General features: G+C 41.5%; 11 protein-coding genes and 3 pseudogenes. 4 read left to right on the forward strand and 10 right to left on the reverse strand.

Annotated elements, in window-relative coordinates; all coding sequences use genetic code 11:
• Nucleotides 1-9: 9 nt before the first annotated feature.
• From V7K49_RS09100 to apcB, 3 genes and pseudogenes are all read right to left on the reverse strand, one after another.
• Nucleotides 10-607 (reverse strand): annotated as a pseudogene (locus V7K49_RS09100) (Rpn family recombination-promoting nuclease/putative transposase); the annotation flags it as partial.
• Nucleotides 608-1,084: 477 nt separating this feature from the next.
• Nucleotides 1,085-1,460: pseudogene (locus V7K49_RS34615) on the reverse strand (element excision factor XisH family protein).
• Nucleotides 1,461-1,514: 54 nt separating this feature from the next.
• A complete protein-coding gene (gene apcB / locus V7K49_RS09105) occupies nt 1,515-2,024 on the reverse strand; it encodes an allophycocyanin subunit beta (protein ID WP_335205289.1) in 510 nt (169 codons plus the stop codon).
• Nucleotides 2,025-2,382: 358 nt separating this feature from the next.
• Between apcB and glnA the strand changes: the two genes are divergently transcribed.
• On the forward strand, nt 2,383-3,807 hold the full coding sequence (gene glnA / locus V7K49_RS09110; RefSeq protein ID WP_335205290.1) for a type I glutamate--ammonia ligase: 1,425 nt from the start codon (nt 2,383-2,385) through the stop codon (nt 3,805-3,807).
• Between the two features lie 120 nt (nt 3,808-3,927).
• Here glnA and V7K49_RS09115 read toward each other — a convergent pair whose 3' ends face one another.
• Nucleotides 3,928-4,128, reverse strand: coding sequence for a hypothetical protein (locus V7K49_RS09115; protein WP_335205291.1), 201 nt, complete (start codon nt 4,126-4,128; stop codon nt 3,928-3,930).
• Nucleotides 4,129-4,504: 376 nt separating this feature from the next.
• Between V7K49_RS09115 and V7K49_RS09120 the strand changes: the two genes are divergently transcribed.
• Nucleotides 4,505-5,404, forward strand: coding sequence for a ferritin-like domain-containing protein (locus V7K49_RS09120; RefSeq protein ID WP_335205292.1), 900 nt, complete (start codon nt 4,505-4,507; stop codon nt 5,402-5,404).
• Nucleotides 5,405-5,923: 519 nt separating this feature from the next.
• On the opposite strand, the gene V7K49_RS09125 is transcribed toward V7K49_RS09120, so the two are convergent.
• The 3 genes from V7K49_RS09125 to V7K49_RS09135 all read right to left on the reverse strand — a co-directional run bounded on the left by V7K49_RS09125 (nt 5,924) and on the right by V7K49_RS09135 (nt 8,400).
• Complete coding sequence (locus V7K49_RS09125) at nt 5,924-6,175, reverse strand: hypothetical protein (RefSeq protein WP_334865512.1); 252 nt, start codon at nt 6,173-6,175, stop codon at nt 5,924-5,926.
• Nucleotides 6,176-6,220: 45 nt separating this feature from the next.
• On the reverse strand, nt 6,221-6,463 hold the full coding sequence (patX, locus tag V7K49_RS09130) for a heterocyst-inhibiting protein PatX (protein ID WP_334865510.1): 243 nt from the start codon (nt 6,461-6,463) through the stop codon (nt 6,221-6,223).
• Nucleotides 6,464-6,570: 107 nt separating this feature from the next.
• On the reverse strand, nt 6,571-8,400 hold the full coding sequence (locus V7K49_RS09135) for an FAD-dependent oxidoreductase (RefSeq protein WP_335205293.1): 1,830 nt from the start codon (nt 8,398-8,400) through the stop codon (nt 6,571-6,573).
• Nucleotides 8,401-8,669: 269 nt separating this feature from the next.
• Between V7K49_RS09135 and V7K49_RS09140 the strand changes: the two genes are divergently transcribed.
• Complete coding sequence (locus V7K49_RS09140) at nt 8,670-8,831, forward strand: hypothetical protein (protein WP_335205294.1); 162 nt, start codon at nt 8,670-8,672, stop codon at nt 8,829-8,831.
• A gap of 46 nt (nt 8,832-8,877) precedes the next feature.
• Here V7K49_RS09140 and V7K49_RS09145 read toward each other — a convergent pair.
• Together V7K49_RS09145 and V7K49_RS09150 are read right to left on the reverse strand one after the other, a co-directional pair.
• A pseudogene (locus tag V7K49_RS09145) lies at nt 8,878-9,435 on the reverse strand (hemerythrin HHE cation-binding protein); the annotation flags it as partial.
• 94 nt (nt 9,436-9,529) lie between these two features.
• Nucleotides 9,530-10,261 (reverse strand): alpha/beta fold hydrolase, encoded by a 732-nt coding sequence (locus tag V7K49_RS09150; protein WP_335205295.1) that lies wholly within the window; start codon nt 10,259-10,261, stop codon nt 9,530-9,532.
• Nucleotides 10,262-11,509: 1,248 nt separating this feature from the next.
• On the opposite strand from V7K49_RS09150, the gene V7K49_RS09155 reads away from it, so the two are divergent.
• Complete coding sequence (locus V7K49_RS09155; protein WP_335205296.1) at nt 11,510-12,451, forward strand: hypothetical protein; 942 nt, start codon at nt 11,510-11,512, stop codon at nt 12,449-12,451.
• A gap of 56 nt (nt 12,452-12,507) precedes the next feature.
• Here the strand turns inward: V7K49_RS09155 and V7K49_RS09160 are convergent, their stop codons facing one another.
• Nucleotides 12,508-14,178, reverse strand: coding sequence for an ABC transporter ATP-binding protein (locus V7K49_RS09160; protein WP_335205297.1), 1,671 nt, complete (start codon nt 14,176-14,178; stop codon nt 12,508-12,510).
• Nucleotides 14,179-14,551 lie beyond the last annotated feature (373 nt).

The following is a 14,551-nucleotide window of genomic DNA, read 5'->3' on the forward strand; positions in this document are numbered from 1 at the left end:
ACGACCTTCTTCTACTTCCTCTCTACTCAACGAAGAAAACTTATAAACTGCAATAGTGGTAATAATATCTATTATTTCGTTTTTCGCCAGTGTTCCTGTTTCTCCTAATTGTACCCACTCAATCAATTGCTTTGCTTGCTCCGCCATCGCTTTCTCTGAGGCAATTGTCAACTGCATTAAATTGATGCCTATTGGCTGTTGATTGGGAGTACCTAACTCATCCAGATAAATTCGCTGCACTTGGTCGCTGTTTAAAATAATCGATGAGTTCTTGTATCGCTAGGTTCCAAACTACGTGATGGAAAAATTACCACGCAGTACCAGTCATCGTATTGAGATTGATTCCGGTTCAAATACATCATCGACTCAGTAAAGAAGCGATGATAGAGAGCTTCATCTTTCTGGAACTGAACTTCTGCAAAAAAGATAATCCTGGGTGTTGCACCCTCTGGAGGTAAAAAGACCCCATCAATGCCAAAGGCAGTTTCTTTCACCTCAACCGACTCAAATCGATACTTCTGCGCCTGTTCAGGACGGTAATCAACAAGTTAAAAATTAATCCAGGAAAACGCTTAAAAATTTGGTAATAAATGGAGTCGCGTTTCACTAAAATATCCGATATAGGCTGATTATTTAGAATTAATCTTATCACTAAAGTTACACAGATGTATCTCTACTTTGTACAGCAATATTTATAATCTAAGTATGAGTTAATAATTAATTATGGCTGACTTTTTTAAATAAAGTTTCTTAATTATTCCGATACACAAAAAGGGATTTTCCAATACCTTCACTATTATCCAGATATTGGGGGTCAACATGATGTTTTTTTTGCTCATGAAGCGATGGTGAAAGAGCGATCGCATCTGTTGTTACTCCAGGGCTAGTGAAAGCTTGTTTCGCACAGGTACTTGACGGACGGTTACAGCTACGCTTTTCTTGCCTTTGGTATTGGCAACAGAGGTGTCACGGTTCAGACATTCCAATTAGAGGGGAGCGGAGCGTCCCTCTTTGGCTTCCTTCACCACGGAAGGTGTCACAGCCACTATTACTAGGGAGACAAGGCTCAGGGAAGCGATCGCTGCTAGCCAGTTGCTCGAAAAGGAAAAGTGAAGAGCAAAACAAGAGTTCTACATATAAGTAGAATTGCTAAATAAAGTTGGCGTTTTGGTTCTACTTCTTTCAGCACGCTGCGATAAATTTCATACTGTCCCACAGCTTCCTGGAGATCACTCACTGGAGAAGGACTCAGAAAACTTTTGATTATCCCTCTCAGCAGCGATGGTAGCTCTTTCTGCTCCAATATCTACGTAAAGTTCTCTACCCCCATAGGCAAGGTATAAGGGATCGTTGGTTATGTCGGTCTGATGTTGCCTGCCATGCGGCAGCGAAAACTTGGGTAAAGCCCTTCTCAATGCGTGGTAGGGTTTATTAAAAAAGCGATCGCTCCATAAAACCAAAGTGCGATCGCTATTTATGTTTATGTCGGGGCAGCCACCTTGCCCACTTAAAATCTAAATATCCTGCTCGCTCAACTCGCGTGTGATGTGATCAAAGGGTTCATCCACAAAGTTAGAATTAACCACACCTGCGGCTGTCACCTGTTCTTTAATCAGATCCTTGAGAATTTGGATACCGCGAACCGTAGGCCCAATAGGCACTCCTAGAGAATTGTAAGTTTCCCGCAGCCCTTGTAGCACTCGTTCATCCAACACATTCGTGTTCCCAGCAACCAGCGCATAGGTGGCATAGCGCAGATAGTAGTCCATATCCCGCAGACAAGCTGCATAACGACGGGTTGTATAAGCATTTCCACCGGGGCGAATCAATTCTGGCAGTTCTTCAAATAACTTTAAACCAGCCTGCTTGACAAGTGCAGATGCATTAGAATTTATCGCCGCCGCAGCTTGTACTCTTGCTGTACCACTGTCAAAGTAAGACTTCAGGCTATCGATCGCATTCCGGTCAAAATACCGACCAGCTAAGTCATAATTCTTAATTAAACTTGTTACCGCATCGCGCATTCCTTTTTCTCCCAATCATTGCTATTTATGGTTTGATATTTATTTGGCTGCACTTATGCACCATTAAATTTTTGTGCTATTAAAAATAGATTCGGCACAAAAACAATCTATCCACTATTTAAGGATTCTATGCCAAAGTTGACCCCTATGTGATGAACTTTCCAGTTTTGTACACATGATCGCCGAAAGGTTAATATAACCTGAGAATCCAGATATCTGTAACATAAGCTACAAAATCCCCTAATGGCTAGTATTTAAGATATTTCTGGTGTGTCACGGCTTGATTGAGATCAGCAGGGTTAGGATGCTTTGGAAGATTCTGGTATTACTTTAGGAAATTGGTAGAGAAGGAGTAACAATGACAACACCGCAAGAAGTCTTGAAGAGAATTCAAGATGATAAAATTCAACTGATTGATCTTAAATTCATCGATACAGTAGGGACTTGGCAGCACCTCACACTGTATCAAGACCAAATCGATGAGACTGCATTCACTGATGGCGTACCTTTTGACGGTTCCAGCATCCGGGGTTGGAAAGCGATCAACGAATCGGACATGACGATGGTACTCGACCCCAACACTGCTTGGATCGACCCATTTATGGAAGTCCCAACACTAAGTATAATATGTAGTATTAAAGAACCCCGCACGGGTGAATGGTACAATCGTTGCCCACGCGTTATTGCCCAAAAAGCAATAGATTACTTGGTTTCCACTGGTCTTGGTGACACAGCCTTCTTTGGCCCTGAAGCTGAGTTCTTTATCTTTGACAGTGCTAGGTTTGCACAAACTGCTAACGAAGGTTATTACTTCTTAGACTCCGAAGAAGGTGCTTGGAATTCCGGCAAACTCGGTACAGTTGAAAAACCCAACTTGGGTTACAAACCACGCTTCAAAGAAGGTTACTTCCCAGTTTCACCAACGGATTCTTTCCAAGACATCCGCACAGAAATGCTGTTGACGATGGCACAATTAGGTGTACCTATTGAAAAGCATCATCACGAAGTTGCTACTGGTGGTCAGTGCGAACTTGGTTTCAAGTTTGGGAAGTTGATCGAAGCGGCTGACTGGTTGATGATTTATAAATATGTCATCAAGAATGTTGCTAAGAAATACGGTAAAACCGTCACCTTCATGCCAAAACCGATTTTTGGCGATAACGGTTCGGGAATGCACTGTCACCAATCCATCTGGAGAGACGGCCAACCTCTGTTTGCAGGTGATAAGTATGCTGGTTTGAGCGATATGGCGTTGTACTACATTGGTGGCCTTCTGAAACACGCACCAGCGCTGTTGGCAATTACCAATCCCAGCACCAACTCTTACAAGCGCCTAGTACCTGGTTATGAAGCTCCTGTGAACTTGGCTTACTCCCAAGGGAACCGTTCTGCTTCTATTCGTATTCCTCTATCTGGAACTAACCCCAAAGCCAAGCGTTTAGAATTCCGTTGTCCAGATGCTACTTCTAACCCATACTTGGCATTTGCTGCAATGCTTTGTGCTGGTCTTGATGGCATTAAGAACAAAATCCATCCTGGTGAACCCTTAGATAAGAATATCTATGAACTCTCTCCAGAAGAACTGGCAAAGGTTCCTTCAACTCCAGGTTCTTTGGAACTGGCGTTGCAAGCACTGGAAAAAGATCACGCCTTCTTGACAGAATCAGGCGTCTTCACGGAAGACTTTATCGGAAATTGGATTGATTACAAACTAAGTAACGAAGTCAAGCAGTTGCAGCTGCGTCCTCATCCTTACGAGTTTTACCTATACTACGATGCTTAATTAAGAGTCGTATTCAACTAAAAGTAATAAGTTTTGCCACCCTAGAGTAGAGGGTGGCTTTTTTTTCTAGAGTTGTCAGTTGAGACATTCACTCAAAAATCAACCTTAAAACTCTAAAACTTAGCTCATGGAAGCATGACTAGACCCATAAATCATCCGAGCGTTAACATCTATCTTGCCTTGAATCGGGTTCCAATAGTGAGATGCTTCTTCAGGAAGACCAAGTTCTTGTGCAGCCCGCATCAGTATTGATTGTTGGCGATTCTTAACTTGCTGATGTTCACGCACCATTAACGCACGAGATTTATCTGCGATAGACATAATCATAGTCCTCTCTATTTTGTTAATAAATAATTCTCTTTTTTTTACAAGACTAATATAACAAAAATTCTGTAACATAAGCTACTTTTTGCAAAGATTATATTTTATTTGCCTATAATTTTCCGGCTTTGGGGAAAAATCTCTCCAATCCACTTTTGACAACTAAAATGATCTAGCTTCAGATTGGTCTGACCTTAAAAACACACCTTTCCCAAGACTGAACATTTATTCGTTACTTTTGTTTACACTTAAGTTCAACTCAGGTGATTAATTTTTGTAACTTTTATTCTTTTTTTCGGTGAAGCGGCACACATACAGCAGTTGCAAAAAACTAAGTTAGCATCACAATACATATTTACAAAAATTAACATAACTTATGACAGTTACTTACCCACGTAAATTTCAGAATGTATTGGGTGCAAGAGAGATATTGAAACGGGTGGTATGCGATCGCGAAATCCATCTAATTACCCTTAACCGCTACCGTTACAGCGAACAACGCAGTTGCAAAGACCTGACTGAGGTAATTGAACAACTGAATGGACAGCCACCGGAACTGGTGCGGGATTTGTCTCATCACATCTCGGATGAAGCTCGTCATGCCATGTGGCTAACTGATTTGCTGATCGATCTAGGAAGCAATGTAGGAACTCCTCTTGGAACTTCCTATATCGATGAATTTGATCGGCTGCTGGACAAAGACACCTATGACCCAAAACGCAACCTAGAGGACGGTGTGATAGCTGCCTTAGCAGCAATTAACATTACTGAAAAGCGGGGTTGTGAGTATTTTTCTGCCCACATTCACGCTCTCAAACAAGCGCCGCAGACAGAAGAAAACATCAAAATTCGGGAGACTATTGAAAAAATTCTGCCAGAGGAAGCAGGACACGTCCGTTGGGGTAACCGTTGGCTGGCACAAATAGCAGATAAAAGTCCAGAACATCGGCAAAAGGTAGAGCAAGCTAAACTCAAGTATGCTGCAATTGAACAGGCAGCGTTTGAATCTGGAATGGATATCACCTTGGGTGCAGAATTACGGCGAGTTGCCAACCTGGTGGAAGTGGCAAATACCATGCCGCTTTGGCAACGTCCCCAGTACCTAATGGAACGCTTACCCCAGACTTTGCTAGCGCCTGAGTTGCAATTTACTAGGATTCAGGCTGCACAAAAGGCTTGGCAGCGCGATCCACAGATGTTTATCGAGAAGTTTGTGCCAATGTTCCTCAATGGCATCCAGGGAAGAGAGAATAACCGCAAGAAAACAACAGTGTAAAAGGGGCATGGGGCATTGGATTTAGTAGTCTCCCTTGTCCCTTTGTACCCTCATCTTCCTCACTCTCCACTCGCTATCCCCTTTTCTTTAAGTAAACTTTACCTAAAAAGGCCAGATGCAATATTTTGCATCTGGCCTTGGGTGTAGAATAATTAAATGATTAAGATGAACTAGCAGATCCTTCTTAATATTTATTTCGTCGGGAGCCATCTGTGAGGAGAACGATCCAGAGTGCAACAGTAGGTCAGGAATAGTAAGATTTGTTGCCAAGTGTAATAAACGGATACTACTTGTGCAAATCCATGCGCTACATAAATTCAGATGAAACGAAAGGGATTTTATGCTTCGGCAAAGGATGCTAAATAGGTGTCGGAGCGAAGATCAATTATTTCCTGATCTAGATAGCCAGCTACTCAATGTATGAGAAAACCTATTGGGGAATAAAGTGAAGTTGCCTTAAGACTGTTTCCTCAACAAGCAAAATGTCTGAATTAGATGTGCTTTAGATTAAGTGATAGCCTATCTATTTATAGAGCAGTTGAGGATTGAGACGCAGAGTTTCCCAGGAATATCAGCAACTGTTGTGTTGCTTTTGAGGAGTTGGTAATGCTGTTGATCAAGGCACTTAATTTGATTTGCGTTTTGATCGGCAGGATTGACACCAACTATATATACAAAGCTTGCAGTTGAAATACTAAGCGATCGCTGAAGATTTTCGGGTGTCAACTGTATATATCTCTGCCAGAAAACTTGTGTAAAAGATGTTAGCACAACATCCTGTTTTCTGGTACTTTGGTTGCTTTGGAAAAAGAGGCATTACCCTACAGTAGTTAAACCACAGCATAGATATATTCCGAATTTTTGCGTCACTTCTCTGCGCCCACTACCGCGATGACGTGGGGCATCATCTGAACTTTGTTCAGATGCCGCCGAAAGCCACTGTTCCGAAGCAGGCGTAGAAGGCAGCGCATAGGATAAGTGATTGACCATTGCTTGGCAGTTAAAAGCTAAGGGGCCTAACACCAGACTCGAGACTAAAAGTGAAATGGCAGCACGCATAGCAGATGTCTATTTTGGAACTCTCCACTTCACTGATACTTAGCTTTTTGATGAATATCCGGACAATTAATCAAAAAGTATTCTGTTTTACTGAAAATAAACTCTTCTTATCCTCTGTTTAAATGTTCGACTAATAACCAATTACCAAAGTGATTCTGACGGCCCCACAATGTAACTAATTGTTCGTGGGGATAAGCGCGTAATTGCTCGTCGATATGCGATCGCAAAGTCACAAGCTGCCAATTTTGACCTTGATATGCGGCTGGTGCTGTGACAGTGAATCTGTATTCCTGCTGATCCAAGCGGTAGAAAATGCCTTTGAAACAGTTTCTTTCCCGAATTAATGCCTTGTCAAAAGCAGAGTCAGGGTACTTATTCCCCGGTAGGCAAGGGCAATAACCATTAGCTGGATAGGCTTGTGGGTTATTTAAGTAATACAGTTGCCAGTCCAGCCAATCCGAATGATTGGGTGGAAGATTAAACAAAGGAATAATTGCTGCTTTTGAGCGATTATCTGACAATAAAGCCGTTTGCAGCGCCCTAACAGGTAAATCCCTTGGCTGGCAGTTTAACTCAACACACATCGCCGCTGCCATCCCCGCTGCTTGACCAATGCCCATAACCACAGGTTGTAATCTGGTGGTTCCATTGGCAATGTGGGAGACAGAAATATTTTTTTCACAAACCAAGAAACCATCTGTTGTGGCTGGAATTAGGGAACTGTAGGGAATTGTAAAGGGAGTTCCCGTCCAGCGTCCTCCCCAGCGAATAGATTTAGGTTGCAGTGGGAATTGAATACCAGGATAATGATGGTCATTGGCGTAGTTACCAACAGCGATCGCTTCTCCTGTCACAGACGCTTTGCGATGCCTGCGGCGGGCTACGCCTACGCAAAAATTCCGATCATTAAATATAGATGCAACTCTCCCTCCAGCAATCGGCAAAATATCCTGTTCTCGGACAGTAGTTAGCCCCACTAAGCGGCGGCTTTCCCGGTAATAGGGATGCAGTGCAAAAGCTGTAGGGGCGTGAGGAAATACTTTTTTTGCTAAACCATAGCGAAGACCAAGCTGCTTTTGGATAAAATGGGCAAAATTTTGGCTGTGCCAGCGAGATTCTTGGATGAATTCACCTCTGGATACATCTGACTCTATCAGTCGCCCTACTCCTTCGCCGTAGTCATTACCACAGATTGGCCAATTCATCATGAATCGGCCATCAGGCAAGCGTCCATAATTCAAAAATGTCTCTGCTCCATAGCCATCCCAAGCACCTGTAAACTGGGATGGATTGTAGTTAGGGGCAGCCGGAATTTCTGGGGCGACGGCTTCACCAAAGTCTTGCATAATCACTACATAAGTGGGCGCTTGCACTGGATATTTCTGGGTTAAAGAGTTAAAAGTCACTGGGGCGCTAGGTTCTTCCCACTCAGATTGCAATTCCCAACCCCAGCGGTAAGGTATTTCAGCTAAAGCCAATAAATCTCCTAATTCTGTAGCGTCGAGAATAATCTTGGCTGTGACAGCAAAATCAGCAAAGCGGACACCAGTAATAGAATCACCTTGGCGGAACACTTCTATTGGCACTTGTCCAGAAATCCAGTCCAGATTTGGCAATTCCTGCACCCAATCGGCAAAAATCTTTGCCCCAATCTGAGGATCGTAACTAAAAAAGCTGACCCAACTGTGATCTAATCCTCCGGGCTGTCGTTGTCGCAATTCCTGCAAAAACGCACCCCATAACCCCGTTTGAAAAGCTTCTAATTCGTTGCCATCGGGTGCAGACACCCCAGCTGAAGTTAGCATTCCCCCTAACCAAGGAAATTCGCTTATTAGAATCGTTTTGGCTCCCCGTCGCGCTGCTTGGATAGCAGCAGCAGTGCCTCCCGTTCCCCCGCCAACAACTAAGACATCAGCTGTGTATGTCTGATTAACCATTGCTTAACCTCATTGGAGTTCCGACAGCAGCTCTCAATTGCATCGAATACAGACCACTCGTAGGGGCACAGCATTGCTTATGGGTGTCAATTTAACGTGAAAGCCTGTCTAGAAGAAGCTTTTAGAGATTGTCTCGTCAAGAGTCTCTGACTGGGAATGCCTAATGAGAGGCTCCGCCTCAAGACTAGCGGCAGAGCCGCAATGACTTACATTTCCAGCCAGAGGCTGAAAACGAGATTTTGCTTAAGTTGACACCTATAAGCAATGCTGTGCCCCTATCATGTGTTGCATCTAAACGAGAACTGCTATATTCTCCTAAAAAAAAGCGATCGCATTCCAGTTTTTATCTCAAACTGAGTGCGATCGCGATCGGATTCCCTAAATCAAACAAGATTATTACGATTTTTATTAATTGGCACTTACCCAACTAGAAGTCGAGGCGGTCTTCAGTTGTATTTACTTTGTCAAACCCTCAAACACACCCCTCAAAGCTGCAACAGCATCTTGAGTTCGCGCCCAAACACCTTGATCTGGGTCTTGACCTGTAAGTTCTCTTGTACCCAAAACTTCCAACACACCTTTCAATTGTTCTTGATGGGCACGATTTTCAAAGTTCACTTGATTGAGTGGTCCAATAGCTTCTTTAACATCATCACCAACCACCTGTGCAGCCTTATGGATAATTAAACCAGTCATTACGGCTTGGTGCTTAATCCTTTCGTGAATAGAAACCTTTTGGTACAGTGTTAGCTCATTCCCATCAATTATCCGGTTTACTTGCTCGACGTACTGCCCTATAGTGTCTCTAGGCTGGGCTGAACCACCACCAAATTTAGAGATGACTTGCTCGATTATTGTGAGATTTTCTTGGTCATCTTTGAGAAAGTCTGTTAGGCGCTTGCTAATTTCTTGATCGTTGCTTACAGCAGGTAGTACTTTTTGTTCATTAGCAATTAGCAACTCTTGTATAGCTTTCAAATCTGCTAGCTCTGTAGCGATCGCGCTCCGCTTGGTATCATCTAAAGCTACAACCATTTCTAGACTTTCCTGAAATAATTTAGGACATGATTAACCTCTCACAATTGTTTGACTCGGCGCATCTTTCTTGAGATGTATTATCATCTAATACTTAAAGTTGCAAACTGGCATACAGCGAATCTGACACATATATAAACTTCCAGAAGTCGAGTAGCTGTTCTCCTACAAGCTGATACTGGGAAAAGTGAAAAAAATGCCCTCCTTCAAAACATGACCATAGGCGATCGCCTTCCTTGAAATGCGATCGCCATCCTTGCAGTGCATCAGGTGTGATAACAATATCGTTTAAGCTACCACAAACCATCAAAGGTACTGAAACTCTGTTTGAAGTCATACTCACGCTCTCAAACAGAGAATGAGGAGAGAGCGAACAATCTAAGTCTTGCTCCAGAAGATGTGTCAGACTCTTGAGAGTACATTTATCCTGATAACCAAACAAGTTATAAACCATATCAGTCAAAAGCTTTTGGCGACTTAAAAACTGACGGTGAATATAGTAATGAGCTTGCCAATCAACTGCTGGATCAACACCCACTGCTAATAGCGTCAAAGACTTAACTGTTTCTGGATAGCGACGGCTATAGAGTAGACCTAGTAATCCTGCTGTACTATGACCAATCAAATGAACAGGTCGATTGCAAGATTTGAGGTAGTCGTGAAGCAGAACAACAGCAGCATCTAGTGAACTTGCTTCATCTTGACTTTGGCGATGTTTCCACTCTTGGATTGTCACTTGAGATGATAAGTAACAAAGTAGTGGTTGAGCAAAGTATTGCAAACTAGGGCTTGTATTTAACCAAAGAACATCCGGTAGTTTAGACATCCTGATTTTCCTGTAAATAGAATAAACTCTCAATTCACTAATTAAGAATTTTTGTAACGAATAATCCCAAGTTTCTATATCTGATTACAGCTGATTTTTCCAGTCAGGCTTACCAGCGTGTCAAACCTCCTGTAAAAAATTATTGATAAAAATATTCAATATATTTTAGAAAAGCTTACAACATCAGAGAAATTATTGCAAATAATTATTGTTAGTGCTTCAATACCGTTTCTCTGTGAAGTTATACAAAAATTTCCCCCGTCTAGAGGTTTAACAGGATTTTGTCTTGCTGACGAGTTAGAAATACCCTTTTGATATAGCGGTTCTCTGAGGTACACGCGTAGGGGCATGGCACTGCCCATTGGTGTTAACTTAAGCTACAACCCCTTTAAAATCTCGTTTCCAGCCTCTGGCTGGAAATGCTCTTTCATTGCGGCTCTGCCGCTAGTCTTGAGGCGGAGCCTCTTACTAGGCATTCCCAGTCTCTGACTGGGAACGAGACAATCTCTAAAAGCTTGTTATAGAGAGGCTTTCACGTTAAGTTGACACCAATGGGCACGACAGTGCCCCTACACCTCGCAATATAATTTGAATGGGAACCGCTATATACGAGCGCCCATATCTCAGTTAGGTAGTATATTTACTTATTAGCAGTAATATTTTTACATTAATTACTTAGAAAATTTTCTCATATCAGGAAAAATAAACTTTTTTCTCTAATAGGACTTACGGACACTCTACGAATGCTTTTCAACTCTACGAGACGCTGCACGTTGGCGAAGCCTCTGGTAGAGAAGCGTCTTGTAGAGTTGGCGGTAGCCTGCGGCAAGCCACTACGTGTCTACGATAAATTAAGCTTTTTGGCTATTTTTGCGTAAGTCCTGTCTAAATATCTATATACCGCTTTTGTAAAGGTGAAATAATTTCAATTTTTGATCTCAGCTAGCAGAAATATATTAGCAAAGTTGTTACTTTGAATTTATCCATTAGAGAATACAATGTCGAATCCTTATAAGAGTAAGAGTTACAAATAATTTTATTATGGCTGGATATACATAAGATTTAGGATTACATCAAACAAGGGCTTAAATTTTTTAGCAAAACTCATGAGGATTTCTTTTCAGTGGATATGAATGAAGACAAGTTGTATATACATCTAAAGATAGAGGTTGGAACTATGTATTAGTATTTAAAATTAATACAAATCTTAATTTATGGATTACTAGTATCAAGTAAAACCCCAATATTATGTTTACTAATTGTTTGAAAAAAACTGATAAATTAAGTATAAGTCAAGATAGCAAGGTCTCAAATGTTGATATAGCACTTTTTATAGATCAAATTAAAAGTAATATCTGGGTATTTGGTATTCCATCTTGGCTTTTCGGAATAACCGATAGAAGCATGGCTGCATTTACTGATGGTTATTTATCTCCCATAGAAATATTTCAGCTATTTATAGCCTCTTTCTTTTTTATTAGTTGGCTATATCTCAAGCCTGAAGAAAGCTTCAATAGTAATGATTTAGCGCCCAGCCAATATCAAGAATATCTCGATCGGACTCAAGCTAACAAGCTTCAATTAAAAAAGCTTCACATGATTAGCCAGGAGTATATTTTACCGTTCCCTTATATTTGCCAAATCTATCATCTATTGAACTTAAAACATTTGGAAACAGTTCATAGATTTAGCCTTAATAATCTAAAAATTATTAATATTAGCCATTTTCAAACCACAAATAGCGGTGGGATAATTAAGTTTAAAACAATATTAGATTCGCCAGGTAATCCTCTGAGAATTTGGCGACAACCGACTGTAGAGGTGGATTTAATATTACATACTCCCTACACTATTGAACTGAGTATTCCAGTCTATAATCAGAAAAGAATAATTGTTATATTTAATGCTTTCCCCTTAAATGACTCAGAACATCAGCTATTTATAGATATTTATTGTGACCTAGAGTGGCCAAAGCCATTATTACAAATAATATTGCATTTTGCTTCTTGTTTGACACTCTTTGAAGATTTGCCATATTTAAGAGCTTTAAGTGAGAAAAAGATAGAGCGTTTATTCAACTTAAGCAGGACTTCAAATCACGAGACTGCGTTGCTGTTTAAAAGATTCGTTGAGCTATATGGTTCGAGTGGAGAAACAACTAAATTACTTGAGGGAAGGGAAGATAATTAACAGTTAGGAGTTAGGAGTTAGGAATTTGAAACTTACAACTCCTCATCTTAATTTAGTTAAGCGCGTGCTAGCAACGGAGCAGCAGCTAGTAAGGTTTTGGTGTAAGGATGCTGAGGATTAGCAAAAATATTTTTTGTCAGACCAAGTTCGACAATTTTACCGCTATTCATCACGGCAATCCGATCGCACAAAAATCGAGCTAACCAAAGATCATGAGTGATGAACAGATAAGTTAACTCAAACTCTTCCTTTAATTGCAACATCAAATCCAGCACTTGCGACTGCACACTAGCGTCTAACATACTCACAGGTTCATCGCAGATTAAAAGTTTAGGGTGAGTAATCAAAGCACGAGCGATCGCAACTCTTTGCTGTTGTCCACCAGACAAATCTGATGGATAACGCTCATAATACACTTTTGGCGGTGTTAACCCGACTTTCTCTAGCATCCACAAAACCTGTTCTTTTGCCTTAACGGGATCGGCAAGATTGTGGATAAATAAAGGGTCAGCAATACTTTGTCCCACTGTCATCGCTGGATTGAGACAAGCATGGGGGTCTTGAAAAACCATTTGTATTTGTCGCCGTGAGGAGCGAATTTCTTGGCGCGACAGTCTAGTTAAATCCTGTCCTAAAAACTCAACTTTGCCACTAGTGGGACGAATTAGTTGCAAGATAGTTCGTGAGAGCGTACTTTTACCACAACCTGATTCCCCAACTAAACCGAGAATTTCTTTTGAATAAAGATCCAGGTTGATACCATCTACTGCTTTAATTGTCTGCGTTTGTGTGTTTAATAGTCGTTCGATAAAGTTAGGTTCTATGGTGTAGTATTGCTTGAGTTCAGTCAGACTCAAAATTGGGGATTGCTTATTAATAATTGGTAATTGCTTTTGTTCATCATTGGCAATTATCAATTCTCCACTATCATTTACTGCTTGAATATGTAAAGCTGCTTTTAAGAGCGATCGCGTGTATTCATGTTGAGGATGTCTAAATACAGTTTCTGTAGAACCCATTTCCACCATCTTGCCGTTGTACATAACGCCAATGCGATCGCAATACTCAGCCACCATTGCCAAATCGTGAGAAATCAGCAACAATCCCATGTTTTCTTCACTGCACAGACGAGTTAATTCTTTCAATATCTGCGCGGAAACTGTGACATCTAAACTAGTGGTGGGTTCATCGGCAACAATTAACTTGGGGTTGAGGAGTAAAGCTAAGGCGATCGCTACCCGTTGGCGCATTCCACCGCTAAACTCGTGGGGATACTGATTCCAGCGACTAGCCGGAATATTTACCTTTGCCAAGATAGCAAGTGCTTTTTTTTTGGCTTCTCGCGTTGATAATTCTGGTGAGTGCGCCTGAAGGGTTTCGATACAATGCTTACCAATCGTCATCAACGGATCGAGGCGTGTCATGGGATCTTGAAAAATTAAGGCGATCGCCTCTCCCCGAAATTTCCGCAACTGGTTAGGCGTCAAGTCAAACACTGACTGTTCTTGAAATGTCACCCGTCCCTCAATACAACTAGAGACTGGTAGTAAACGCATTACTGCCCGTCCTATAGTTGACTTACCACAACCAGATTCTCCCACCAATCCCATTCTTTCACCTGGTTGCAAGCTCAAAGATACATCATCAACCGCCCAGCTTGCTTCTTCTCCACTCCGTTGAGGATAGGCAACTCGCAAATTTTCGATACAGAATAAGGCTTTACTCATAGTTAGTTATCAGCCCTGGGCTACCAGCTTTTATAATTTCAAATTTAAGATAGTCTATCAGATTAGTATTAGACCTCAGTTGTGCGAACATCTTTATTGTCTTAGCGATCGCAACGAGTTCCGCCAATGTTCTATCATACTAATTTATACCGCTTGTCTCAAGTTTTATCCGTTCATGTAGGAGACGCGGAAGTTTGCCTACCTTTACAGCAGATTCCAGATTTATGAAGTACAGTAGCAACAGTTTGCAAACCAGTTTCGTAAATGCTTAGGATTGACTAAGGGACTTCCAAGCAAAAAAATCACCAAATATAAGAATGATAATCATTGTGAGGTGGGGGAAGGAGAAACAGCCGACGGCTGCTTCTCCTTC

The sequence above is a fragment of the Nostoc sp. genome (assembly GCF_036919675.1).
Taxonomy (GTDB): domain Bacteria; phylum Cyanobacteriota; class Cyanobacteriia; order Cyanobacteriales; family Nostocaceae; genus Nostoc.

Excerpts from the sequence above, each read along its gene's own strand:
- apcB (WP_335205289.1), bottom strand. The coding sequence starts at position 2,024 with ATGCGCGATGCGGTAACAAGTTTAATTAAGAATTATGACTTAGCTGGT.
- glnA (WP_335205290.1), top strand. The coding sequence starts at position 2,383 with ATGACAACACCGCAAGAAGTCTTGAAGAGAATTCAAGATGATAAAATT.
- V7K49_RS09115 (WP_335205291.1), bottom strand. The coding sequence starts at position 4,128 with ATGTCTATCGCAGATAAATCTCGTGCGTTAATGGTGCGTGAACATCAG.
- V7K49_RS09120 (WP_335205292.1), top strand. The coding sequence starts at position 4,505 with ATGACAGTTACTTACCCACGTAAATTTCAGAATGTATTGGGTGCAAGA.
- patX (WP_334865510.1), bottom strand. The coding sequence starts at position 6,463 with ATGCGTGCTGCCATTTCACTTTTAGTCTCGAGTCTGGTGTTAGGCCCC.
- V7K49_RS09135 (WP_335205293.1), bottom strand. The coding sequence starts at position 8,400 with ATGGTTAATCAGACATACACAGCTGATGTCTTAGTTGTTGGCGGGGGA.
- V7K49_RS09150 (WP_335205295.1), bottom strand. The coding sequence starts at position 10,261 with ATGTCTAAACTACCGGATGTTCTTTGGTTAAATACAAGCCCTAGTTTG.
- V7K49_RS09155 (WP_335205296.1), top strand. The coding sequence starts at position 11,510 with ATGTTTACTAATTGTTTGAAAAAAACTGATAAATTAAGTATAAGTCAA.
- V7K49_RS09160 (WP_335205297.1), bottom strand. The coding sequence starts at position 14,178 with ATGAGTAAAGCCTTATTCTGTATCGAAAATTTGCGAGTTGCCTATCCT.